Source organism: Amphritea opalescens (genome assembly GCF_003957515.1).
Lineage (GTDB): Bacteria > Pseudomonadota > Gammaproteobacteria > Pseudomonadales > Balneatricaceae > Amphritea > Amphritea opalescens.
The window spans coordinates 1-24,856 of the sequence record NZ_RQXW01000007.1 but is presented as its reverse complement, the minus strand read 5'-3'; the positions used below and the strand labels follow the sequence as shown (position 1 = coordinate 24,856).

General features: G+C 48.7%; 24 protein-coding genes and 1 rRNA gene. 1 reads left to right on the top strand and 24 read right to left on the bottom strand.

The features are described 5' to 3' along the window. Positions 1-99: 99 nt before the first annotated feature. From EH243_RS09150 to rpoE, 21 genes are all read right to left on the bottom strand, one after another. Entirely contained in the window at positions 100-576 is a 477-nt protein-coding gene (locus EH243_RS09150; RefSeq protein ID WP_126158355.1) for a hypothetical protein, read from the bottom strand. 160 nt (positions 577-736) lie between these two features. Next, positions 737-1,477 carry a 23S rRNA (guanosine(2251)-2'-O)-methyltransferase RlmB gene (gene rlmB / locus EH243_RS09145; protein WP_126158354.1) on the bottom strand — a complete coding sequence of 247 codons (741 nt, stop codon included), beginning with the start codon at positions 1,475-1,477 and terminating at the stop codon, positions 737-739. Further along, positions 1,467-2,513, bottom strand: coding sequence for a ferrochelatase (gene hemH / locus EH243_RS09140; protein WP_126158353.1), 1,047 nt, complete (start codon positions 2,511-2,513; stop codon positions 1,467-1,469). The genes rlmB and hemH overlap by 11 nt, the downstream gene beginning before the upstream one ends. 98 nt (positions 2,514-2,611) lie before the next feature. Next, positions 2,612-3,268 carry an adenylate kinase gene (adk, locus tag EH243_RS09135; protein WP_126158352.1) on the bottom strand — a complete coding sequence of 219 codons (657 nt, stop codon included), beginning with the start codon at positions 3,266-3,268 and terminating at the stop codon, positions 2,612-2,614. 430 nt (positions 3,269-3,698) lie between these two features. Beyond that, the gene (ppc, locus tag EH243_RS09130; protein WP_126158351.1) at positions 3,699-6,305 is read right to left on the bottom strand and encodes a phosphoenolpyruvate carboxylase; all 2,607 of its coding nucleotides are present in this window, start codon (positions 6,303-6,305) and stop codon (positions 3,699-3,701) included. A gap of 123 nt (positions 6,306-6,428) precedes the next feature. Then, entirely contained in the window at positions 6,429-6,809 is a 381-nt protein-coding gene (locus EH243_RS09125) for a hypothetical protein (RefSeq protein ID WP_126158350.1), read from the bottom strand. An 87-nt stretch (positions 6,810-6,896) separates the two neighbouring features. After that, positions 6,897-7,715 (bottom strand): nucleoside triphosphate pyrophosphohydrolase, encoded by an 819-nt coding sequence (mazG, locus tag EH243_RS09120; protein WP_126158349.1) that lies wholly within the window; start codon positions 7,713-7,715, stop codon positions 6,897-6,899. Then, positions 7,715-9,976: a GTP diphosphokinase gene (gene relA / locus EH243_RS09115; protein ID WP_126158348.1), complete on the bottom strand. Its 2,262-nt coding sequence runs from the start codon at positions 9,974-9,976 to the stop codon at positions 7,715-7,717. The genes mazG and relA overlap by 1 nt, the downstream gene beginning before the upstream one ends. Before the next feature lie 266 nt (positions 9,977-10,242). Beyond that, positions 10,243-11,139: a cysteine synthase CysM gene (gene cysM, locus EH243_RS09110; RefSeq protein WP_126158347.1), complete on the bottom strand. Its 897-nt coding sequence runs from the start codon at positions 11,137-11,139 to the stop codon at positions 10,243-10,245. Between the two features lie 163 nt (positions 11,140-11,302). Beyond that, a complete protein-coding gene (acpS, locus tag EH243_RS09105) occupies positions 11,303-11,677 on the bottom strand; it encodes a holo-ACP synthase (protein WP_126158346.1) in 375 nt (124 codons plus the stop codon). Next, a complete protein-coding gene (gene pdxJ, locus EH243_RS09100) occupies positions 11,674-12,447 on the bottom strand; it encodes a pyridoxine 5'-phosphate synthase (RefSeq protein WP_241235032.1) in 774 nt (257 codons plus the stop codon). Before pdxJ ends, acpS begins: the two co-directional genes overlap by 4 nt. A gap of 111 nt (positions 12,448-12,558) precedes the next feature. Beyond that, positions 12,559-13,263, bottom strand: a complete 705-nt coding sequence (recO, locus tag EH243_RS09095; protein ID WP_126158344.1) for a DNA repair protein RecO — start codon at positions 13,261-13,263, stop codon at positions 12,559-12,561. 13 nt (positions 13,264-13,276) lie between these two features. Further along, a complete protein-coding gene (gene era, locus EH243_RS09090; RefSeq protein WP_126158343.1) occupies positions 13,277-14,212 on the bottom strand; it encodes a GTPase Era in 936 nt (311 codons plus the stop codon). Beyond that, the gene (rnc, locus tag EH243_RS09085; RefSeq protein WP_126158544.1) at positions 14,209-14,889 is read right to left on the bottom strand and encodes a ribonuclease III; all 681 of its coding nucleotides are present in this window, start codon (positions 14,887-14,889) and stop codon (positions 14,209-14,211) included. The genes era and rnc overlap by 4 nt, the downstream gene beginning before the upstream one ends. Beyond that, entirely contained in the window at positions 14,889-15,263 is a 375-nt protein-coding gene (locus EH243_RS09080) for a DUF4845 domain-containing protein (RefSeq protein ID WP_126158342.1), read from the bottom strand. The genes rnc and EH243_RS09080 overlap by 1 nt, the downstream gene beginning before the upstream one ends. Before the next feature lie 20 nt (positions 15,264-15,283). After that, positions 15,284-16,093 (bottom strand): signal peptidase I, encoded by an 810-nt coding sequence (gene lepB, locus EH243_RS09075; protein ID WP_126158341.1) that lies wholly within the window; start codon positions 16,091-16,093, stop codon positions 15,284-15,286. Positions 16,094-16,104: 11 nt separating this feature from the next. After that, complete coding sequence (lepA, locus tag EH243_RS09070; RefSeq protein WP_126158340.1) at positions 16,105-17,904, bottom strand: translation elongation factor 4; 1,800 nt, start codon at positions 17,902-17,904, stop codon at positions 16,105-16,107. A gap of 160 nt (positions 17,905-18,064) precedes the next feature. Further along, on the bottom strand, positions 18,065-19,465 hold the full coding sequence (locus tag EH243_RS09065) for a DegQ family serine endoprotease (protein ID WP_126158339.1): 1,401 nt from the start codon (positions 19,463-19,465) through the stop codon (positions 18,065-18,067). A gap of 38 nt (positions 19,466-19,503) precedes the next feature. Further along, the gene (locus EH243_RS09060; protein WP_126158338.1) at positions 19,504-19,938 is read right to left on the bottom strand and encodes a SoxR reducing system RseC family protein; all 435 of its coding nucleotides are present in this window, start codon (positions 19,936-19,938) and stop codon (positions 19,504-19,506) included. A gap of 6 nt (positions 19,939-19,944) precedes the next feature. Continuing rightward, positions 19,945-20,784, bottom strand: coding sequence for a MucB/RseB C-terminal domain-containing protein (locus tag EH243_RS09055; RefSeq protein ID WP_126158337.1), 840 nt, complete (start codon positions 20,782-20,784; stop codon positions 19,945-19,947). Positions 20,785-20,922: 138 nt separating this feature from the next. After that, complete coding sequence (rpoE, locus tag EH243_RS09050; RefSeq protein WP_126158336.1) at positions 20,923-21,507, bottom strand: RNA polymerase sigma factor RpoE; 585 nt, start codon at positions 21,505-21,507, stop codon at positions 20,923-20,925. A gap of 253 nt (positions 21,508-21,760) precedes the next feature. Here rpoE and nadB point away from each other — a divergent pair, with 253 nt between their 5' ends. Then, positions 21,761-23,356, top strand: coding sequence for an L-aspartate oxidase (nadB, locus tag EH243_RS09045; protein WP_126158335.1), 1,596 nt, complete (start codon positions 21,761-21,763; stop codon positions 23,354-23,356). Here the strand turns inward: nadB and EH243_RS09040 are convergent. The 3 genes from EH243_RS09040 to rrf form a co-directional block, all read right to left on the bottom strand. Next, the gene (locus tag EH243_RS09040) at positions 23,337-23,732 is read right to left on the bottom strand and encodes a protein YgfX (RefSeq protein WP_164549083.1); all 396 of its coding nucleotides are present in this window, start codon (positions 23,730-23,732) and stop codon (positions 23,337-23,339) included. The genes nadB and EH243_RS09040 overlap by 20 nt on opposite strands. Before the next feature lie 28 nt (positions 23,733-23,760). Further along, entirely contained in the window at positions 23,761-24,018 is a 258-nt protein-coding gene (locus tag EH243_RS09035) for an FAD assembly factor SdhE (protein ID WP_126158333.1), read from the bottom strand. A gap of 740 nt (positions 24,019-24,758) precedes the next feature. Continuing rightward, positions 24,759-24,856: ribosomal RNA gene (rrf, locus tag EH243_RS09030) — 5S ribosomal RNA — on the bottom strand; the annotation flags it as partial.

Genomic DNA, 24,856 nt, shown 5'->3' with positions numbered 1-24,856 from the left:
ATTAAGTTGCCCCACGCGACGCGCGATAAAGCCGTCGCTTGAACAAAAAAGAGAGCCCTCGGCTCTCTTTTTTTACACACAAACCACAGACAACCTAGATTAATATTCGCCCTTACCAAAGGCAGGCTTACCCGCCACCAGCGCATAATCTTTCATCGTTTGCACCCAGTTGGGATCATTGGCTTTCAGCGTCACTTTTTTCAAATAACCTCTCAACGCGGCAGGTAAACCTTCAACATCTTTAACAATGCAGAGCTGCTTATTCATATCGCTCGTCGATGTTTTCCCTGCCGTTAACAGACCTCGCACCATCACCGCATCATTGTCGGTTGGGTTAAATGTAAGTGAATACTCACCATATGCCGAGTTGAAGTAGTAGGTGCCTTTTTCAACTTCAGCCGTATTCGTATAGATATTGGCGGGCTTTAATTTATTGAGATTATTTAAATCATCACCACAGACAATGCCATGAATAATGATATCGGCCTGTTTATCAAGATAGATATCTTGATACCCCTCAACAGCCATCGCTGACATACTCGTTGTTAACGCTAACAATCCGATAAAGTGCTTCATGATATCTCTTCTTATTATTAATGTATTTCAACATTGATCACTTAGATCAAGCTAGATTTGAAGTCATCTCGTTGATCGTCGATGTTGATCACACAACCCGCTCACAACTGGAGCCTGTATGAGTCAGCTTATAAGATTGAAAGGCGGAAACAAAGAAAGCCTACGCCTTGCGTTGTCTAACCGCTTCAAACAAGCAAACACCCGTAGCAACCGACACATTTAAGGATGAAACTTCCCCTGCCATATCGATTTTAACGAGGAAATCACAGTGTTCCCGCGTCAAACGGCGCATACCCTGCCCTTCGGCACCCATGACTAATGCCATCGGGCCTTTTAGATCCGCATCATAGATAAGCGTATCCGCTTCACCTGCGGTACCCGTTACCCAGATCCCTTTTTGCTGCAGATCTTTTAGAGTACGGGCTAGGTTAGTCACCAGCACATAGGGCACCACCTCTGCCGCCCCACAGGCCACTTTGCTCGCCGTGCCATTCAGAGGCGCCGATTTATCTTTTGGTGCGATCACCGCATGAACGCCGGCCGCATCAGCGGTACGTAAACAGGCCCCTAAATTATGGGGGTCGGTGACGCCATCCAATACGAGAAGAAAAGCGGGTTCTTCCAGCTTATCCAACATCGCATCGAGAAACTGTTCATTCTTTGCCTGAATAGGTTCACAGGCCACAACAACCCCCTGATGCACCCCATCTTCAGCCATCACATCCAGTTCTTTACGTGTAACACGCTCAATACCTATGTGCTTCTCAGCGGCGAGATCCAGCAGCTTCTGCATCCGTCCATCAACCCGCCCTTTCAGCACCCACATCCCTTTAACCCGCTTACTGTCGCGCTCTAACGTGGTGCTGGCCGCATGGATACCAAAGATATATTCAGGACGCATTATTTATCTCATTCTCTGTATTAGTTGTATTGGCCAGATTAAACCAGCCCGAGCTGTTATCTTTTACTAAGCGAACTAGCAGATTAATCATCCCCTCATCGGCATTCAACGCAGGAATATACTGATATTGCTCGCCGCCCGCGCCCACAAAGACATCGCGGTTCTCGACGGCAATCTCTTCGAGTGTTTCAAGGCAATCCGCCGAAAAGGCCGGACAGATAATATCCACTTTTTTCACTCCACTCTCAGGCAAGGCTTCTAGCGTTTTATCGGTATAGGGCTGCAACCATGCTTTCGGCCCAAAACGGGACTGAAAGGTCGTTTGCCACTGGTCTGCCGTCAAACCTAACCTTTCGGCCAGCAGTTCTGAAGTACGATGACAGTGCTCAGGATAGGGGTCACCTTTGGCGGCATATTCTTGCGGAATACCATGGTAGGACAGTATCAATTTATCACTCGCAGGATGAGCTTCCCGAAAATCCTGCACAGACTCCGCCAACGCCTGAATATAGAGCGGATGATCATGGTAATCATGAATCACGCGAATATCGGGAAAATCACGGGTTTTCATCTGAAAACGAGAGATTAGATCATAGATAGGGGCCGTGGTCGTTGCTGAATATTGCGGATACAGTGGCAGCACCAGAATTTTTCGATAGCCCGCGTCAGTTAACTCTTCAAGCCGCGCCGTTAAGCCTGGGTTGCCATAGGTCATCGCCGAATACACTTGAATATTCTGAGCGGGCATCTGTTGCTGTAATGCCCGCTGTAACGCCGCCACCTGTTGGTTCAGTATCAACCGTAACGGTGAATCCTGATCCCAAATCGAGGCGTACAGTTTGGCGACCTTACGCGGCCGAAAGGTCAAGATAATACCATTCAGCACGGTGAGCCAGATCAGCCGCATTAGCCCATCACCTTCGACGACTCGGCGATCCGATAAAAATTCTTTAAGATAACGACGAACTGCGGCGGGGGTGGGTTGGTCCGGCGAACCTAAGTTCACCAGCAGCACCGCTGTTTTGGGCTGAGTCATCAATGTATGTCCAATTGAAAGCAAAGCGTTATTATCGCGGAATCTCAGGCAATAAAAAACCGCTCAAGTGAGCGGTTTGTCATAAACTCGTTAAAGAGTTACTTTTCTAGCGAGGCGAACACCGCATCGCGGATATCTTCGACACCACCAACACCAGGAATATAGTTATATTTCGGTGCATCGGCAGCCGTGGTTTCAGACCAACCTTTATAGTAGCTGATCAATGGCGCGGTCTGGTCATGATAAACATCCAAACGCTGGCGCACGGTTTCTTCTTTATCATCTTCACGTTGCACCAGAGCTTCACCGGTCACATCATCCTTACCTTCGGTCGCAGGTGGATTGAAGATTGTATGATAGGTCCGACCTGAGCCTGGGTGAACACGACGACCGGCCATCCGCTTGATGATCTCTTCGTCAGCCACATCGATCTCAACAACGGCATCAATCGCAACACCGGCATCTTTCATCGCATCCGCTTGGGGAATAGTGCGAGGGAAACCGTCGAACAGGAATCCATTAGCACAATCAGATTCAGTGATACGCTCTTTCACCAAACCAATAATAATATCATCGGATACCAAACCACCCGCATCCATTACTTTTTTAGCTTCAATGCCCAGAGGGGTGCCAGCTTTAACCGCTGCCCGCAACATATCGCCGGTAGAAATCTGAGGGATACCATATTTTTCACAGATATACTGAGCCTGAGTGCCTTTGCCGGCGCCAGGGGCACCTAAAAGAATGATTCGCATGTAAGGATTGCTCCGTTTCTAATTTTATAATTTAAAACCTTAGTGCCAAGCGCTTATCCGCTAACCGCCGGCTGAAATTTCTTGAGAGGCAATGTTTTACACTATAGCCCTATGCCTACAACACACAATTGGACATTCGACCAACAACCCATACTGCTACAGGGCCAATTGAGGGAGGCAACTTTCTTCTACGATGTAATCTTTAGGTCACAAGGCCAAAAAAAGATCGATCGAGGGTAGTCAAAACTGCCTAATGTAGCAACCCCCCAAAAGGATAAGATCTGCTTTTATTGACCCCGATTATCAATTGACACGCCCCATCCGCAAGCATGACGCGGGTAATATTGAGCGCAGAATCACCCCTTTTAGCCACCATTGCCACGCCTGCTGACGCTCTAATCATGACGCAAGCAGGCGCTATAACAGAAGATTAGCCGGTATTGCGCATTCCGGCAGAAATGCCCGCCATCGTGATCATTAATGCCTGTTCTAAACGTTCATCAGGCTGGTTTCGATCACGATACAACAGCTCAGCCTGTAGAAAGTGTAACGGATCAATATAGGGGTTACGCACCTCAATCGATTGGCGAATAACCGGACTATGCTCCAACAGTCTGTCTTGCTGTTTAATCTTTTTCACCAGTTCGATGGTGTTTGCAAGGCGGCAACGCAGATCAGCCCCCAACACGCTCAGCTCTTCCGACACCAAACGTTTTTCGTAATAGGCAGCGATATTGCCATCGGACTTTGCCATGACCATCTCCAACATATCCATATAGGAACGGAAGAATGGCCAATCTCGGCGCATGGTTTGCACCAGTTCAAACTGCCCTTTATCGAGGGTTTGCTGTAGGGCGATATCACTGCCTAGCCACGCCGGTAACATCAAACGAATCTGCGTCCAAGCAAAGATCCAAGGGATCGCCCGCAAACTCTCGACACCGCCATCAGCTTTACGTTTCGCCGGCCGACTGCCCAGCGGCAGTTTTGCTAGCTCCTGCTCAGGCGTCGCAGAGCGGAAGTAAGGCACAAACTGAGGATCAAACCGCACCACCTGCCGATACGCGGTCAACCCGGTTTGAGCCATCTCATTCATCAACTGACGCCATTCCGGTTTAGGCCCTGGGGCCGGCGCCAATGTCGCTTCCAATGTGGCCGAGGTATAGAGCTCCAAATTCCGCACGGCAATGTCAGGAATACCAAATTTAAAGCGGATCATCTCGCCCTGCTCAGTCACCCGCAGGCTTCCCGCAACAGAGCCTGGCGGCTGTGCCAGAATAGCCGTATGACTTGGTCCCCCCCCACGGCCAACAGTGCCTCCACGGCCATGAAACAGAGTTAGGTGGACATCGTACTCCTGACAAATCTTGGTTAACGCTTCCTGTGCACGATATTGACCCCACGCAGCGGCTAACTGTCCAGCATCCTTGGCTGAATCGGAATAACCGATCATCACCTCCTGATGCCCTTCGGTGTACTGCTTATACCATGGAATCGCCAATAACTGACGGATACAGTTTTCGGCATTATCCAAGTCATCAAGGGTTTCAAACAACGGCGCAACCCGAATATTATGTTGGATACCGCTCTCTTTCAGCAGCAGGATAACTGCCAGTACATCCGATGGTTGGCTAGCCATAGAGATGACATAGGAGCCAAGCGAGTTCGGCTCTTCATGGGCCACCACACGACAGGTATCCAGCACCTCCTGAACATCCGCAGAGGGGTGCCAGTCGCGGGGAAATAGTGGCCGCTTTTCCTGCAGCTCTTTCAGCAGAAACATCTGCTTATTGGTTTCGCTCCACTCACTGTAACAACCAATACCGTAGAAACCGGTCAACTCATCCAGTACTTCAGCATGGCGATCAGCGTTTTGGCGAATATCGAGATTCACCAAGTTCATACCAAAACAGGCAACCCGTCGAATAGTATCGCTTAAGAGGCCATCCGCAATTACATCCATCCGGCAATGACGCAACGATGAATCAATCAGCAATAGCGGTTCGAGTAGCTGATTCGGCAGAATATAGACACCCTCTTTATCCACAGGGTGTCCATCCAAGCGTTCGGTCACCCAATGCTTGGTCTTCGTCAGCGCCTGGATGACTTCTCGTAACAGTTCCCGATAGGGTTCCGCATGATCCCCCACCTGCTGTCGCAGCTCGTCACTGCACTGGTTCATCGATAGCTCGGTACGCAACCGCTCAATATCTTTAATATAGAGATCCGCGGCCATCCAGCGGGACAGTAACAATACCTGTTCCGTGGTCTTGGAGGTTACATTTGGATTACCGTCACGATCCCCTCCCATCCAAGACGCGAAGCGAACCGGAGAACGGGTCAATGGTAGGTGAATACCGGTCGCATCAAATAATTGCTGATCGATATGACGCAGAAAGACTGGCACCGCCTCCCACAGGGAGTTTTCAATCACGGCAAAGCCCCATTTAGCTTCATCGATCGGCGTGGGACGCTGCTTGCGAATAGTATCGGTATGCCATGCTTGACTGATTAGATCATGCAGCCGGTGGCGTAGGTTTTCACCACGATCAATACGCTGTAAACATTCGGTGATCGAATCAAACTTCTGAATCAACGTCCGTCGGTTAACCTCGGTTGGGTGAGCGGTCAACACCAACTCAACATCCATTTCGCAAACGGCATCGGCAATCTGTTGCTTGGTGGAGCCTTGCTGAATCAAACGACCAATCAAGCCGCAAAAAGAATCGCTGGTGCAAACATCCATAACCCCCGAGCGACGGCGCACCCGATGGTGTTCTTCAGCAATATTGGAAAGGTTAAGAAATTGAGTAAATGCCCGCGCAACCGGTAACAGATCATCATCGTCGAGCTCGCTGAGTGTCTTCAGCAACTCATCACCGACGGGTTTACCTGATGATCTCCCCGCCTTAGACAGGGCTCGAATGGTTTCGATTTTATCCAGAAATGCCTGCCCTTTGTGAGCAATAATGGTCTGTCCAAGACAGTCACCAAGCATCCGAACGTCGTCTCGCAGGTCTTCGTGAAGCGTCGTCATTCCGCATCCCCTGTCATATCTGCAACATACTGTTCATAAACTAATGTTTATACATTAACACTGATATTACACGATTTGTGCAAAGCACAAATACTATCTTAGTATCAATATAAAGGTAGCAGATTAATGACCGGTCAATCGTCGTAGTTGCTTCAGCGCGATATCCGCTCGGGGTTCATTTTCGAAACCAATTTCCACATCCGCTTCACCATCCAAGATCAGGGCAACACGAAAACGCGTATCGGTTGTTGCTAATGAGTCCGAACGGACCTCGGCCCCTTGTAGCTGATCAAAACTAAATCGCTGATAGCCCGAGGGATTCAAGACGGCAATCTGACGTTGAGAAGCACTGATTAACAAGGGAGGGTTGCCTTTAAGCTCATCAGAGATTTGAAATCCGGCCGTTTGCAACGCTTTACGCTGTCCATCCATCCGCTGGTAATTCCAATATCCCAACCCAGCCATAATGATGAACGCCAGAATAATCCATTGTGTCGAACCCATGCTTGACCTCCGTTCTAACGCGGCTCTAACATCCTGAGCGGCCAGATTAACATTCTAAAAATGGCCACCTAGACGGCAAGATGATGACTATAGACCTTTCTGTTTAGCCTCGTCCCACCAAGCATCGAGCTCATCGAGGGTAAAGTCCTGCCATTGTTTACCCGCCCCCGTCACTCGATCTTCGATATAGTTAAAACGATTGGTGAATTTTTGATTGGTATAACGCAGCGCACTCTCTGGATTAACTCCCATATGCCGCGCCAAATTAACCTGAGCAAACATCAGGTCACCCAGTTCATGCTCCATCTCGAGTAGATCACCGGCAGCGATCGCCTCACGTAGCTCTGCGATCTCCTCTTCGATCTTATCCAGCACCGGTAGCACATCCCCCCAATCAAAACCGACCTGCGCGGCCCGCTTTTGTAACTTTTCAGCACGATTAAGCGCCGGCAAGGCCATCGGGATATCATCCAATACCCGAGGTTCCTCGACCGGTTTAGCCGCCCGCTCAGTCGCTTTTATCGCTTCCCAAGTCTCTTTAATGGCCTGCTCATCTAGCGGCTCAGCCGTACGCCGGCTTTCCAAGGTACCATCAGGGAAAACATGGGGGTGACGGCGAATGAGTTTGGCAACCAGCGTGTCGATAACCTCGGCGAAACCAAAGCGTTGCTCTTCTTGCGCCAGACGGGCATAGAAAACAACCTGAAACAGTAGATCGCCTAGTTCACCTTGAAGATGGCTCCAATCCTGCCGCTCAATGGTGTCAGCCACCTCATAGGCTTCTTCAAGGGTGTGGGGCACAATGCTGGCAAAATCCTGCTTCAGATCCCAAGGGCAACCGTCCTCAGGATCACGTAGCCTAGCCATCAACGTAATCAAATCGTTAAGCGTATATTGTACTGCCATCAGGAGCCACTTCGCTGTCGGTGAACATCGGTAACGTTTGGAATTTGATTAATCTTATCCATGATCTTACCCAGCAATTCAAGACGACTGATCTCAATGGTTAGGGTCAACTGAGCAATATTACTCTTCTTATCCGATTGAGTGTGCGCAGCCACTAGATTCACATTTTCGTTCGCCATCACCATCATCAGATCCCGTAACAGGCCGGAACGGTCAAACGCTTCGACATAGATATCCACAGGATAGGTTGATTCAGCTTCTTCACCCCAACTGACTTCCACCACCCGCTCGCCTTCATGTTGGCGCAGCTGGAATACATTGATACAGTCTTCGCGGTGAATGGAGACACCGCGGTTCTTGGTGATATAGCCGATAATCAGATCACCCGGTACCGGTTTGCAACAGGGCGCAATCGTGGTGAGCAGATTACCCACCCCACGGATGTTAATACCGTCCGAGCCGCTATGCTCTCGTGCGGATCGGCCGGTATTGCTCGGCAAGGCCAGATCCAACTGAGCATCATGATGATCACTCTCGACCTGTTGTTGCGCAGCATTAATCACCTGTGACAGACGGATATCCCCAGCACCGAGAGAGGCGTACATATCCTCCGCCGTCCGATGATTGACCGTCTTCGCCATCTGAGTAAAGTTAAGGTCATTACTGTCTAATGCTAGGCGACGGAATTCACGGTCAATGATCTTCTTACCGGCCGCGGCGTTCTTATCTTTGTCTTGCAGTTTAAACCAGTGCTGCACCTTCGCCCGTGAGCGGGCGCTGGTGATATAGCCTAAGTTAGGGTTAAGCCAATCGCGTCGAGGGTGTTCCTCATTGGCGGTAAGAATCTCTACCTGATCTCCGGTTTGTAACTGCCGAGTCAAAGGCACAATCCGTCCGTTAACTTTCGCGCCTCGGCAACGGTGGCCGACCTCGGTATGCACACGATACGCAAAATCAACAGGCGTGGATTTAACCGGCATATCGACAACGTGACCATCGGGGGTAAAGACATACACACGGTCATGGGCAACATCACCGCTGAGCACTTCCGAAAAGGCTTCGGATTCACCTAGATCTTCAGTCCACTCCAATACCTGCCGTAACCAAGCGATCTTCTCTTCGTAACTCGAGCTGTTAGACTGCGTATCGGTGCCTTTATAAAGCCAATGGGCACAGACGCCTAGTTCCGCCTCCTCATGCATTGAGAAGGTGCGGATCTGAATCTCTAATACCTTACCTGACGGGCCAAACACTGCAGTGTGCAGTGACCGGTAGCCGTTCGGTTTCGGTGATGCGATGTAGTCATCAAATTCGTGTGGGATATTGCGCCACAAACCATGCACGATACCTAAAACGGTATAACAGTCACGAATTTCCGGCACCAATATTCTTACCGCACGGATATCGTAAACCTGGTTAAAGGCAATATTTTTGCGCTGCATTTTGCGCCAGATACTATAGATGTGCTTGGCGCGACCCATCACATCACCATCAATATTCATCCGCTCAAGTTCAGAGTTCAGAATACTGACAGAATCTTCGATAAACTGTTGCCGGTCGAGTCGCTTCTCATCCAGCAATGAAGCTATCTGTTTATAATCATTGGGTTTCAGATAACGGAAAGAGAGGTCTTCCAGTTCCCATTTGATATGTCCGATACCCAAGCGGTGAGCCAGCGGGGCATAGACATCAAACACTTCTCGCGCCACCAGATAGCGTTTTTTGCGAGAGTCCCCTTTTACTCGCCGAATCGCACAGGTACGTTCCGCAATTTTGATCAGCACAACCCGCACATCGTCGATCATGGAGACCAACATTTTGCGGACATTGTCTAACGGGTTACCACTCTGGCCTAAGACATTTTCACGCCGCGGATTCTGCCGGCTACCGATAGCCGCCATCTGCAAGACGCCGTCAATTAGCGAGGTAATGGTTTGACCAAAGCGGCGACGTATATCTTCCAACGTGGTACGTTTCTCACGGACACTGCGATAGAGAATCGCGGCGACCAGCGCGTCTTGATCCTGATTTAGCTCAATCAGAATCTGCGCCATCTCCAAGCCGGTGAGATAACTATCACAATCACTCCATGAACCTTCAGAGGGCTCCGCCTCTTCCTTTAGCTGTTGAGCATACAAACAAGCCTGACGGATTGTATCAATGTCCTTAACCTCAACCTGTTCCTGTAACCGCTCCAGCCACATTTCCAGATCAACACTACCATCAGCTTGTATCGGATGATCTTCGCGTACTTTTACCACAGCGCTACGCCGCTCCCTTCGTTACCTGATACCCTAAAAACTATTGCGCCCCCTGCTAAATAGCGAAATAAAACTGCAGCAGAGAAAAAGCTATTTTTACATCTATGCTAAAACCAATAGCGTATACAGCGGCCCATTCTATTATTTCAGACCTTCAATAGCGAGTAAGTTCAGTGCCATCACCTCCCCGCCTTACTCGACCAAGGTACTAAAACGACGAATCCCAGCATAAAAAAAGGAGCTCAAGGCTCCTTTAATCGACGCTATTAATGATTAAAAACCCCGGTGGATAGATACCTATCCCCGCGGTCGCAGATGATGCACACGATAATGGCATTCTCAACCTCTTGCGCTAACCGCAATGCACCGGCGACTGCCCCACCGGAAGAGACCCCACAGAAGATGCCCTCTTGTCGAGCCAATGCACGCATCGTCTGCTCGGCCTCATCCTGAGTGATATCGAGCACACGATCCACCCGGGAGGCTTCAAAGATCTTAGGCAGATAGGCTTCGGGCCAGCGCCGAATACCGGGAATCGACGCCCCTTCGGCCGGCTGTAGACCCACCACCTGAACCTCAGGGTTTTGCTCTTTCAAATAACGGGAAGTCCCCATGATGGTGCCGGTAGTCCCCATAGAACTGACAAAGTGAGTGATGCGACCATCGGTCTGTTGCCATAGTTCCGGCCCTGTACCACGGTAGTGCGCTTCAGGGTTATCCCTGTTAGCAAACTGATCAAGCAAGATCCCCTGCCCTTCAGCCTGCATCTGTAAAGCGAGATCCCGCGCACCTTCCATCCCCTGCTCTTTGGTCACAGAGATCAATTCGGCACCGTAAGCGGTCATCGACGTTTTGCGCTCTTCACTGCTGTTATCCGGCATGATCAGCTTCATCTTGTAACCCTTAATCGCTGCAGCCATGGCTAGAGCGATACCGGTATTACCGGAAGTCGCTTCGATCAATGTGTCGCCCGGTGAGATCTGGCCACGCTGCTCGGCCAGCTGAATCATGCTCATCGCTGGACGATCTTTCACTGAACCGGCAGGGTTATTACCTTCCAGTTTACAAAGCACAGTATTACCGCGCCCGACGTTCAGCCTTTGCAGGCGCACCAAAGGGGTATTACCCACATAGTCTTCAATGGTTGGAAAATTAATACTCATACGCCTGCACATCCACCGACCTTCGATTCAATATAAACTTATAACCGAAGAGAATTAAAAGGGAGTTTTATATACCGAAAAACATGTATGGAATAGTACCGGTGGTCGTTGAAAAGCTCAATCAAAAAGAAGCCTCCCTTTTAGCAGAAAATGGAAAACTTGTTTAAGACTCCGCTACCGCGAAAGCGACGACATGATCCGTTTCATCGCTGTAGGAGATATGAATCTGCCGGATACCGCGTTGCTCCGCTTTTTCTAGGGCTCCACCGTTCATCTCGATGAGTGGGCGGCCGAGTGAATCATGGCTAATGTTAAAATGTTGCCAACTGATCCCCCGACCAATACCCGTACCCAACGCCTTTACCGCGGCTTCTTTAGCGGCAAAGCGTTTGGCCAAAAAATTCACCGGTTCTGATGAGGTACTAAACTGCTCGAATTCCGCAGCGGTCAAAATACGCTCAGCAAGACGCGGTGTTCTTTCCAACGCCTTACCGATACGACGAATATCCAACAGATCCGTCCCCACACCGAGAATCATCGACGCACGGCGTCCCGCAATGACTGTACCCGTACTTGGGTTTCCATCATCAAGCGTCGCATCTCAGCAACCGCTTCCTTTAAGCCGACAAACACGGCCCTAGCCATGATGCCATGACCGATATTCAGCTCATTAATTTCAGGAATTTCAGCAACCTGCTCAACATTATGATAATTCAAACCATGCCCAGCATTCACTACCAAGCCTTTGCTAAACGCATAAGCGGCAGCTTCTTTAATCCGTGTTAGTTCTGCTTTCTGCTCCGCGGGTGTTTCGGCATCCGCATAGGCTCCGGTATGCAATTCAATCACCGGGGCACCACAGGCCAAGGTCGCGTCTATCTGATCTTGTTCTGGATCAATAAATAACGATGCGGTCACACCCGCCGCAGCCAAGCGATCACAGGCTGCTTTCACTTTTTGTAACTGGCCGACAACGTCAAGCCCACCTTCGGTGGTTAACTCTTCGCGCTTTTCGGGGACTAAACACGCATGCCCTGGCTGTACTTTTTCGGCAATGGACACCATTTCATCGGTCACCGCCATCTCAAAGTTCATCCGCGTTTGCAGAGTATCCGCCAGCAGATAGATATCACGATCCTGAATATGGCGCCGATCTTCGCGCAGGTGAACGGTTATACCATCGGCGCCGGCGTCTTCCGCCACGGCAGCAGCCTGAACCGGGTCGGGGTAACGCGTGCCCCGCGCCTGACGCAGTGTGGCAACATGATCAATATTGACCCCTAGTAGTAAACGGCTTGGCTCAACCACGGTAAACCTCTTCATAAGTAAAGAAATAGAAAGTAATTAAAGATTAAAGCTTACTAGAATCATCAACAGAGAAATAGCCTGACGGGCTTGTTTCAAACAGGATTGTCTCGATCAACCTTTCGGCCGATATCCCTGCAGCAACTCACGACTACGCAGTGGCCGATTCCCCAACTGGGTTTCCAACGCCAGCCGCATCAGTCGTTTAGCCGCACGGCGAATCTCTGGACGATGATACTCCTCTGCTACGATACCGATTAACTGATCACCACTAAAACACAACGGCTTCAACGCATCGGACAACTGTCTAACCGAAATAAACCCCCGCGAAGGCTCGTAGCGGTAGATAGCCTCTGGCTGACATGCCTGAACATCAAACTGAAAACCTAACTGCTGTAATAATTTCTGCTCGAACGTCCGCAGTGCCAATTCAATATCGGTCGCCGCTAACAGCTCATTTAAGACATATTGATAAAAAACGTAGAGATGAGGATGAGGGTCGGCCGGCTGCAGTAGACGTTCTAGCAGTTCATTGACATAAAGCCCACAAATCAAGGCATCGCCCTTTAGAAACACGGGCGCAGCGACGGCTTCAGCCTGAAGCAGCGTTTTTAGTTCGTGACGACCCCGTAAATTGATCTGTAGTGGGGTAAACGGTTGCATCATCGCCCGCATACGAGAGCGAGGGCTACGCGCGCCTTTGACAACCACACTGACTTTACCCTGTTCTAAGGTAAACAGATCAACAAGTAGACTGGTTTCCCGATATGGCCGGGTATGCAGGACATAAGCCGCCTGAGCTTCAACCTGATAACTCATCCGCGGCCTATCGTCACTCTATATCGTTGTATCCAAGGCTACGCAAAGCCCGTTCATCATCGGACCAGTTGCTACGCACTTTAACCCAGAGATTCAGCATGACTTTCGAATCAAACATCTTTTCCATATCGAGACGCGCGTCCCGGCCGATACCTTTGATCTTATCGCCTTTATCGCCAATCACGATACGTTTTTGGCCTTCCCGTTCAACGAGGATCAGGGCGCTAATAATTAAAATGCCCCGTTCGTTACGCTTAAACTCTTCAATCTCGACGGTGGTACCGTAGGGCACTTCCTCACCAAGATTACGCATCAACTTCTCACGCACCAGTTCAGCGGCAAGGAAGCGAGAACTGCGATCGGTGATCTGGTCATCGGGATAAAAATGGATACTTTTCGGGAGGTGTTCATTAATCACCGCTTCGAGACGATCAACACTGGCACCCGTTTTTGCTGATATAGGGATGATTTCCAAAAAATCCATTTTCTGGGAAAGTATTTCAAGGTGCGGCAAGAGAGATTCTTTATCATCTAGCTGATCAATTTTATTGATCACCAGAATCACGGGGCATTTAATACCACCGAGCTTTTCGAAAACGATTTCGTCTTCTTCCGTCCAAGCCGTACGGTCGATAATAAACACCACCACATCAACATCACGTAGCGCAGAGCTGGCCGCTTTGTTCATGTAGCGGTTGATCGCCTTGTCTTGATCTTTATGTAACCCCGGGGTATCAACATACACCGCCTGCACATCACCTTCGGTTTTAATCCCCACAATCTGGTGACGAGTAGTTTGCGGTTTACGTGACGTGATACTCAGCTTTTGCCCGAGTATATTGTTCATCAACGTGGATTTACCCACGTTCGGGCGACCGATAATAGCAACAAAACCACAGTGCTGATCGTCACTCGGCTGATCTAGTAGATAACTCAGATCGCGACTCATTTAACCACCTTAAGCTTATCAAGCGCTGTTTTAGCCGCATTCTGCTCGGCCTGTCGACGACTACTGCCCTTACCTTCCGTTGGCTGATCCAACAACGATACAGCACAGCGAATTTCAAACGTCTGCTTATGAGCCTCACCGCTGACAGACAACAACTCATAGTCTGGTAGTGGAGCCCGACGTGACTGCAAAAACTCCTGCAACCGCGTTTTAGAATCCTTTTTGGTATCCAACAACGATGTTTCTTCGAGACGAGACTGATACCAGCCTAGGATATAGGGCCGACAACTATCCATATTACTATCCAGATAGATCGCCCCGATAATCGCCTCAACCGCATCCGCCAGGATAGAATCCCGACGATAGCCGCCGCTTTTTAATTCGCCAGAGCCCAACCGCAGATAATCGCCGAGCTTCATCTCTCGAGCGAGTTCCGCCAAGGTTTCACCTTTGACTAATTGAGCTCGTAAACGACTCAACTGACCTTCTTTCGCTTCAGGAAAACGCAGGTAGAGGGCTTCAGCAATCACGAAATTCAAAATCGAATCACCAAGAAACTCTAAGCGCTCGTTATTGCGTTTTCCGTGGCTACGGTGGGTGAGAGCTAATTCAATCATGCTCTCGTCTTTAAACTGATAACCCAGCTTTTTGGCGAGGTCGGTGGCTGGCTTAATAATCAACGGATAATCACTTCATACTGTTCGTGGAATTTAACCACTGCATCAACATTGTAAAACATGGGTACAGTTACATCGTATTTCAGGATGATATTCTTCACCCCTTCTTTTTCATCGATAATCACAGCGTCTTTAACCGGTAGAGTCACCTGATTAATCCGCAAACGCTTCGATATTTTAAGTCGGGTTTCATTGGGGGAGTCCTTCTTTGTTTCAGGCTCTTCGACCAACTCTTCCATCATCGAGGTGACCAAGCTGTGGTCCCAATAGACCGGAAACAGCTTCATGCCAACCGCAAAGAAAACACCCGCGACAATCAAAATGATCATCAGCGCAAAAAATGACACGCCTCGCTGTTTATTTCGTATCGACATAACTAACCCCAATTTTCCTTTTAATGGATAGTGCGTACATCACTAAAGTTAGGCAAGGTAAAAAAGTCCGGCCAATGCATCCACACGGCAAACGCCTTACCCACTAACAACTCGTCTGGGACGAAGCCCCAGAAACGACTATCGTTACTATTATCACGATTGTCGCCCATCACAAAATATTGCCCTTCAGGAACGACCCACTCTGCCGGTCTACGTGGCGGCGCAACATCTCGGTAGATCTGATGGCTAACCTCTCCCAGTGTCTCATCGACCAATAATAATCGCGGACTCTGCGGCGGTATCTGCTCAAGCAATTGTTGCTTTTGCGGCTGACCATTGATGTAAATCGTTTTATCCTGGTAGCTCACCCGATCACCGGGTAACCCAACCACTCGCTTAATGTAGTTAATACTAGGATCATTCGGGTATTTAAACACCACGACATCTCCGCGCTCCGGTGTATTCATCGGAATCACATTAGTACCAATCACCGGCAAACGAAAACCATAATGCCATTTATTCACCAGAATAAAATCGCCAATTTTCAACGTTGGCTTCATCGACCCTGATGGAATCTGAAAGGGCTCAACAACAAATGAGCGCAAAATAAGTACCACGAGCAGAACCGGAAATAATGAGCGGCAGAGATCAACGACCGCATTCTCTTTATTTAACTGTTCCAATGTTGCCTCAGGTAACTCACCACTAGCCTCTTGCGCCGCCGCAATTCGAGCATTACGAGCACCGGCAAAAACGATTCGGTCATACACCCAGCCCAAGGCGGCTAAAAAGGTCAGTACCACTAATATTAGTGCAAAATCAAAATCCATGCGTCTATGTCCTAACCATCAACTTTCAAAACTGCAAGGAAGGCATCCTGAGGAATCTCAACCCTTCCCACCTGTTTCATCCGTTTCTTACCTTCTTTCTGCTTCTGCAACAGCTTTTTCTTACGGCTAACATCACCGCCATAACATTTAGCGATAACGTTCTTACGCAACGCCTTAACGTTGGTCCGAGAGATAATCTTGCCGCCAATCGCCGCCTGAATCGCCACATCGAACATCTGCCGAGGAATCAACTCTTTCATTTTTTCACATAGCAGACGACCACGGTACGGCGCATTATCTTTATGCAGGATAACCGCTAATGCATCGACCTTCTCGCCATTGATAAGAATATCTAGGCGTACTAGTTGGGCCGGCTGAAATCTAACAAAGTTATATTCGAGGGATGCATAGCCTCGACTAACCGATTTAAGACGATCAAAAAAGTCGAGTACCACTTCAGCCATCGGCAACTCATAGGATACCTGAACCTGATTACCAACAAAGTTCATATTCTTTTGCATACCGCGTTTATCGACACATAGGCCGATAACCTGACCGAGGTATTCTTGTGGTACCAAAATATTGGCTTCAACGATCGGTTCGCGCATCTCTTTGATCGAACCTGGGTCAGGGAGTTTAGACGGGCTATCGATCTTTACGATTTCACCGCTATTGAGTTCTAACTCATAGACTACCGTTGGTGCAGTCGTGACCAAATCAAGATTATATTCCCGCTCAAGGCGTTCCTGAATGATCTCCATATGGAGCATCCCAAGGAAACCACAGCGGAAACCAAACCCCAGTGCATCTGAAGATTCAGGCTCGAAGAATAGCGAGGCATCGTTTAGCGTCAGTTTATCCAGCGCTTCACGAAAATCTTCGTAATCATCGGAGCTAGTCGGGAACAGACCCGCATAAACCTGCGGTTGAACACGTTTAAAACCGGGCAGCGTATCGACATCAGGGGTTTTAGCATGAGTAATGGTGTCACCTACCGGCGCCCCATGGATATCTTTGATACCGGCGACCACATAGCCAACTTCACCAGCCCGTAGAACACCGGTTTCTTTACGCTTAGGGGTAAAGATACCAACACCATCGACGGGTTGAACCTGTCGATTCGACTTAATTAAAATTTTGTCTTTCTTACGCAGAGTGCCCTGTTTGACCCGTACCAACGAGACGACACCGAGATAATTATCAAACCAAGAATCGATAATTAACGCTTGCAGGGGCGCGTCAGGGTCACCTTCCGGCGCAGGAATATGCTTAACCAGCGCTTCCAGCACTTCATCAATGCCTAAACCACTTTTCGCGCTACAGGCAACCGCATGCTCGGCATCGATACCGATAACTTCTTCGATCTCGTTACGCACCCGCTCAGGCTCAGCCTGTGGCAGATCCATTTTATTGAGAATCGGCAGCACTTCCAGCCCCTGTTCCAGAGCGGTATAACAGTTCGCAACGGACTGAGCCTCAACACCCTGGGCAGCATCGACAACCAACAGCGCACCTTCACAGGCCGCTAGAGAGCGAGACACTTCATAACTGAAATCCACATGCCCTGGGGTATCGATAAAGTTAAGCTGATAGACCTTGCCATCTTTAGCGGTGTAATTGAGCGTCACGCTCTGAGCTTTGATGGTAATTCCGCGCTCTCGCTCCAGATCCATAGAATCAAGAACTTGCTGTTCCATCTCCCGCTCTGCCAATCCCCCGCAGGTCTGAATAAAGCGATCTGCCAAGGTGGATTTGCCATGATCAATATGGGCAATAATCGAAAAGTTACGGATGTGTTCGAGCTTACTCACTACGGAATCACCAGCTAATAAATTTAACCATGCAGCCCCATTCTCAGGGTGCAATTCTGAAGCGGGCAAGTGTACCGTATTTCATCTGTTACGACCATCAAAGAGAAATGCATCTGAAAATAAACAGGGGAGCTAAAAGCTCCCCTGAAATCGAAACAGACTATTTTAATTTAAGTGGAATAAACATTGGGCTTCCCCGACGCACGATTCTCATCGGCACCGCTTTGTTCTCCGGTAAAGCTTTCGCCACGCTAGTAAAATCATCAATCGAGCTGATATCTTTACCATTGAGCATGGTAATCACATCACCCACCATCAAACCAGATTCTGCACCGGCACCCTCTTCAACCTGACGCACCACAACCCCATCCGTTACTCCCAACCGCTCCCGCAATTGATCATCCAGTTCAGCTAACTGTATATTCAACCGGTTAGACAGGGCCTTTTTACTTTTAGAGGATGTCTTAATCACATCACCCGTTGCAGGCAGCAAACCAATAGTCACGGTCAATGATTTTTTCTTACCGCCACGAACAATACCAACGGTGGCGTCTGTTTCCGGTGGGATACGGCCAACCTGATGAGGTAAATCACCGGAGCGATCGATCGGATGACCATTAAAGCTGTAAATAATATCGCCTTCACGAATACCCGCTTCTTCCGCAGGGCTGTCAGGTAGAACGGTGGCCACCAAAGCACCTTCTGGCTTATCTAAGCCGAAAGACTCTGCCAAATCACGGCTAACCTCTTGAATAATAACCCCTAACCAGCCGCGACTGACCTTTCCATTTACCTTAAGTTGATCGACGACTTCCATCGCAACATTCATAGGAATCGAAAAAGACAGTCCCATAAAACCACCGGAACGGGTATAGATCTGTGAGTTAATCCCGATCACTTCCCCTTTCAGGTTAAACAATGGGCCACCGGAATTGCCGGGATTAATCGCCACATCTGTCTGAATAAAGGGCACATAGGTTTCATTCGCCAAACTTCTGTCAGTCGCACTGATAATACCCGCCGTCACCGAGTGATCAAAACCGAAGGGAGAACCGATAGCGAGTACCCACTCACCTACTTCAGCTTTAGCAGAATCACCAATTTTAACGACCGGCAGATCGTTCGCATCAATTTTCAATAACGCGACGTCTGAGCGTTTATCAGAACCAATAATCTTCGCTTCAAGCTCACGACGGTCACTCAAACGCACGATCACTTTATCCGCATCCGCTATCACATGATGGTTAGTCAGAATATAACCATCTTCTGAGATAATGAATCCAGACCCCAAAGACTGCGGTGCTTTATGTTTATGAGAATTCCCATAACCTTCCGGTATACGGAAAAAATGCTTAAAAATATCGGGGATTTGTTGGTCATTAGGAAACTGTAAATCAGGAATGCCCTGAACCTGAGTAGGCTCCTGCTGTACCGTACTAATATTCACGACCGCAGGAGATGCCTGCTTCACCAAATCTTTAAATTCTGGCAATGCAGCATGCACGCTACTTACACACAACCAGAAAAGAACCAGACTAAAAGTCGCTCTGACGAGTTTCATATCGCTTATCCTGTCTATCAGTTATTACTAAACGTAAATCAGACTCTTCGAAGCAGCACCGGTCGGTAACTGCAGTTTTGGCTTATCACACCGGAGATAAACCGGGTTAACAGAAACCCACCTGCCAACCCTAAAATAGCACTCAAGATGACCTTAGGTTCAGAGAACCCTGCCAACTCTACCCCGACGGCCACTACAAACATGATCATCAGGGGTAACATATAAACCAATAAGGACGCCGTTAAAAAAGAACGCTCACCTACACCGAGTGTAACTTGATCGTTCACGGCAACATCAATTTGGTGTGGATTATCAACCTGTATTTCCAGTCGCTTACCATCACCAATTTTAGCGAGCAGACTTTGTCCGCAGCCTTTTTGAGCGCTACAACTGGAACAAGCGCTCTGCTTAATCATCTCAATCCAAATGGACCCGGAGCCAACACGTACAACGCGCCCGTTTTCTTCAAGCATTGTTAATTACTGTATTTTCTCAATGGAGTTAGCGACGCGATCCGCCACCATCAATGGCACGTCACCAACAACGGTTACAAAAAACTGATCAACTTTTTTACCGACCGCAACCATATCACCTAACTGGGTCGCACCTTCAGGCACCTTAGCACTACCAGTCTTCTCAATACTGAGAGTAAAGGAGTTAACCCCATTACTAAACACTGTTAGTTCAGCACCCGGAGCCATCGCATTTTTCACAGCGGAATACCCGTCAGGAATCCACCCAGGCGTGGAGCTGACTAATTGCCCCTGACGCAAAACATTATGCTGCTGAATATAGCTATTTAAACTCGCATTAAAACGAATAATATTGTCATTCTCGTTATCCGTTTGATGCGCTATCGCAGGCGCACCAAACTGAGCCCGCATCAAGTTGCTAGAGGGCGCATAACTTGACTGCCCTATCGTAGTCGCAGGTTGAGGCGCTTGTGCCAATGAAGCATCAACTGTCGACGGGCCACTCAGCCCAAAGTTTTGACCACCCAAAATAACCACTGCGGTGACCGATGCGGCCACAGCCATACTGATAAGCGGTTTAAAGAAACTATTCTTAGATAGACGCTTTTCAGCCACTTCCGGTTGTTGTAGCGCCGGCTCGGCATCAATCGCCTGCATCACCGAAGCACTGATATCGCCTCGGCCTAGCTGTTCATTTTTAAGGAGAGAACTGGCCATATGATAACGCTGCCATTGCGCGGGCAACTCTTTATTCTCTGCACTCTGCTTCAACAAGCTGCGTAACTCAAAGTCACCAACTTCGTTGTCCATCAATGCGGAAAGAGCTTCCTTGGGTTGTTCGCTCATTAGCCAACTCCTCACGAATTAAGTATCTGTATTCACAGACACGGGGGAAATAACTCCACCCATTATTAGTATTAAACAATAGAGCCGTTTAATTCGACGCTCTGTCTCAACCTGTCAGCCAGAAATGACTCGACAAGGCTAATTCAACAGCGGCGCAATCTCTTTATCGATCGCTTCCCGCGCTCGGAATATACGTGAACGTACAGTACCGACGGGGCAGTCCATAATTTGTGCAATATCTTCATAGCTAAGCCCATCAAATTCTCGTAATGAGAGGGCTGCCCGAAGATCCTGAGGTAACTTATCCATCGCGTTTCTAACCACTCGGGCTAATTCGTCCCGGTATAAGCTATTCTCAGGTGTTTCGATATCTTTCAATCCGCTGTCACCCTCAAGATGGTGAGCATCGTCTACGTCAATATCCATATCTGGTGGTCTTCTACCCTTAGCCACCAGATGATTCTTTGCCGTATTAATCGCTATACGGTAGAGCCATGTATAAAAGGCGCTATCGCCACGAAAATTCGGTAATGCCCTATAGGCTTTGATAAACGCCTCTTGAGACACATCCATCGCTTCATGATGGTCATATACATATCGACCAATCAGGCCAATAATTTTATGCTGGTATTTCTTCACCAACAGATCAAAGGCGGTTTTATCACCTTCCTGAACTCGCTTGACCAGCTTTTGATCTATCGATGCTTGGCTTTCGCTGGACATTCGATTCCTTATTGTGTGAACAGTTCCAAACTAATGTAGCTATTCGCTAGCTACGAAGGAAGTATGAATGTCACCCCCTGTTTCATGCAACCCTTTACGAGGGTTGAGCTTAAGTTATAAGGTAAGAGCGTGATAGATCAACTTAGTTCCCATATATCAAAAAAAATTCACAAATTTAATCTTATACACTGGTTCAGAATCCAGGTTCAGGCAATAATTAGCGCTTGAATTAATAGCGGTAGAGAATACGTCGATGAGTAATGAGTTTCAGTATGATGTCTTAATCATTGGCAGTGGCGCCTCAGGTCTTGGACTCGCCCTGCGACTTCCCGACTCATATAAAATCGCGGTTCTCAGTAAGGCAAGCCTAACGAGTGGTTCCACTTACCAAGCCCAAGGAGGCGTCGCCGCTGTACTAGATGATACCGACAGCACCGAGGCCCATATCCAAGACACCATGACCGCCGGTGCAAATCTCAGCCGTCACGACGCTGTGTCATTTACGGTAGAACACGGCAAAGAGAGCATCGAGTGGTTGATCGAACAGGGCGTTCCCTTCACCCGTGAAGGCAATGAGTACCATCTAACGAAAGAGGGCGGTCACAGCCATCGTCGTATTATTCACTCAGCCGATGCAACCGGCCAGGCAATACAACAAACACTCATAGAGCGCGCACGTAGCCGTAGCAACATTCATCTATTTGAAGATCATATTGCCGTTGACCTGATTACACGACATAAACTCAACCTTCCTGAAAACCGCTGCATTGGCGCCTACGTTCTCGACCATAACAGCGGTCATGTAAACGTATTTAAAGCCGGCTCAACGGTCTTAGCGACGGGAGGTGTCAGTAAAGCCTACCTCTACACCAGCAACCCCGATGGCGCGTCAGGCGATGGAATTGCGATGGCTTGGCGGGCAGGATGTCGCGTCGGCAACCTTGAGTTCAACCAGTTCCACCCTACTTGCCTATACCACCCGCAGGCAAAATCATTTCTCATCTCCGAAGCCGTTCGTGGCGAGGGTGGCAAACTGCGACTGCCCAATGGCAAACGATTTATGGACAAGTTCGATGAAAGAGGTGAGTTAGCACCCCGGGATATCGTTGCCAGAGCGATCGACCACGAAATGAAACGCCTCGGCTGCGACTGCCTATTTTTAGATATCTCCCATAAACCGGCGGCCTTTATTACACAGCACTTTCCAACCATCTATGATCGCTGCCTAAAATATGGCATCGATATCACCAAGGAGCCGATTCCTGTTGTTCCCGCTGCCCACTACACCTGTGGTGGCGTCATGGTCAATCAATATGGCATGAGCGATGTCGAAGGCCTTTACGCCATTGGCGAAACATCCTTTACAGGGCTACACGGTGCCAATCGACTGGCAAGCAACTCACTGCTTGAATGTATCGTTTACGCTTCCTCTGCCGCCAGCCATATCACCCAACATAACCACCCCTTAGGTGAACTGCCTGAAATCCCCGCCTGGGATGAAAGCCAAGTCACTGATTCTGATGAAGATGTGATTATCGCCCATAACTGGGATGAATTAAGACGCTTTATGTGGGATTACGTTGGCATCGTCAGAACTAACAAACGACTGCAACGAGCGAAGCACAGGGTAGACTTGTTACAACAGGAGATCGGAGAGTATTACAGTAATTATAAGGTAAGCCGAGACCTGCTTGAGTTACGTAATCTAGCAGTGGTGGCCGATTTGATTATACGTTCTGCCATGCGTCGCCAAGAGAGTCGTGGCTTGCATTACACATTGGATTATCCTGAAAGCGGATTAGAAGCCCGGGATACTATTCTAACTCCCGTTAATTACGACTGGCACTGATCGGCGGGGCAAAGCGCATCAAAACCCTCAGTTTGCGAAACTGATCCGCTGAAACACTATCCCGCCAGATAACAACGGCGACCTTGCCCTGCTGCCCTCTCAGCTTAACGCTAAGCCCGAGCAGCAGCGGCAACATCAGTCGCTGTTGGATCGCTTCAATCTCGACCCACTCACCGCCTAGACAGATAGAGCCGACTTTCTTGTCAACTAACCAACGCAATCCGGTCACCGAGCGACGGTGCGTCAGGTCAATGACACGAGACCAGCAATAGACCAAATAACCACCACAGATGAGCGTTAATGGTATTTTCAAACCGATGGCCAAACCGGAAATCCAGATAGATAAGACGGATAACGCCGTTAGAAAAAGAAACACCCTCCGGCAGATAGCGGAGGGTCTTATGTCAACTTGAAGGCTGAACACGATCCAATATAATCCGAACAATGCGTTGCATATCAGGATCTTCAGCTTCTCCTCGCTCCATTAACCAAACAAAAAGTTCAGCATCCTCACACGCAAGCAGTTTCACAAAGCGATCTTGATCCTCTTCATCAAGGTCTGCAAATACTTCCTCAACAAAAGGCACAAACAATACGTCTAGCTCCAACATGCCTCTGCGGCTCTGCCAACGTAAACGGCGAATATCTTCTTCGGTATACATATCTACCTGCTTATTAATTGAAATCAGTTGTCACGATTATCGCGCCAAGCCTGATAAACGAGACGAGCAATATATAAAATAACTACCCCTTCTAGCAAGCCCATCGACATCTGATTCAAACGACGAGAGTTATCCTGCTAGTATTGATGCACTTAAAAAGAAGTGTTTTATATGAAATATATCTTTTTACTACTCTTTATCGCAACGAAGGTGCGGTTCGCAAGCTCACCGGCACGCTACGCGAATAAAGAGTGTAGTGAAGCATTAACATCAACGGGGCACATGTTGCACACTGGTTGATTCTAGACCAAAACACAGGTCAACGTAGGGTGCTTGGTGAGGAACGAACCGCACCATCAAACCAAGTATGTGCCATACACCCATCGCTGCCAGAGGCAGCTCCCACAAATCTCCCTGTGCAGGAGCTCCTTATAGGAGGGATAAACCTCAACGCATAGGTGAGGAGAGCTTTGCGAACCGCACCATCGATCCAAGGCGATTTAAAAACCATGTTCCTCACACACAATAACCAATCTCTCTTTCTGGGAGTCCCTTATAGGGCGATAAACTTCAGCGCGTAGGGGGCGGTGAGGAACGAACCGCACCAGAGCCATTAAAACCCACCGATCCACATCTATCGCTACCAGATGTCGTTCCTACACTCTCCGACCAAAAACCCCATACGCCAAAAACGAAAAAGCCCCGATCAAACTAATGATCGGGGCTGTCTCTTATTTGAAGCTTGGCGATGACCTACTCTCGCATGGGGAATCCCCACACTACCATTGGCGCTAAGACGTTTCACTTCCGAGTTCGGTAAGGGATCGGGTGGTTCCAT